The 761-nt window shown below is 65.0% G+C and carries 1 protein-coding gene; it reads left to right on the forward strand.

The features are described from left to right. On the forward strand, positions 1–761 hold a 761-nt coding region (locus A5697_RS28080), incomplete at both ends, for a glycosyltransferase (protein WP_369806116.1).

Here is a 761-nt window from a genome sequence, read left to right on the forward strand (position 1 = left end):
TCGTCCCTGATCTCGGTTGGGGCCGGGGCCGATTTGCTCTTCACGGGCCAGCTCTACCAGGACCTGGCGATCAACGTGGCGGATTACTACGGCATTCCGATGGCCACGCTGCATTACATCCCGATGCGGCCGAACGGGCAGCTGATTCCGATGCTGCCGGGGCCGATGGTTCGCACCGGAATGGCGGTGTACGACTGGGTGTGCTGGCGCATGACCAAGAAGGCCGAGGACGCGCAGCGCCGCGCATTCGGTCTGCCGAAGGCAAAAGGTCCCGCGCCGCAACGGATGACGGCCCGCGGCGCGTTGGAGATCCAGGCCTATGACAAAGTGTGCTTTCCCGGGCTGGCCGACGAATGGGCGAAGTGGAGCGGCCAGCGCCCCTTTGTCGGGACGCTGACCATGGAGCTGACCACGGATGTCGACGACGAAGTCGCATCGTGGGTCGCTGCGGGAACACCACCCATCTGCTTCGGCTTCGGCAGCACAACGGTCGATTCGCCGGCCGAGACAATCACCATGATCGGCGAGGCCTGCGCGGAGCTGGGCGAGCGGGCGTTGGTGTGCTCTGGCAAAACCGATTTCAGTGGCGCCGCTCATTCGGACCACGTCAAGGTAGTCAGCGCGGTCAATTACGCAGCGGTCTTTCCCGCTTGCCGGGCCGTGGTACACCATAGCGGCGCGGGAACCACGGCAGCGGGCCTGCGCGCCGGAGTGCCCACATTGAGCCTCTGGAGCATGAGCGATCAGAAGATCTGGGCAGG

The sequence above is a fragment of the Mycobacterium sp. E3251 genome, from assembly GCF_001666835.1.
In the GTDB taxonomy this organism is placed as follows: domain Bacteria; phylum Actinomycetota; class Actinomycetes; order Mycobacteriales; family Mycobacteriaceae; genus Mycobacterium.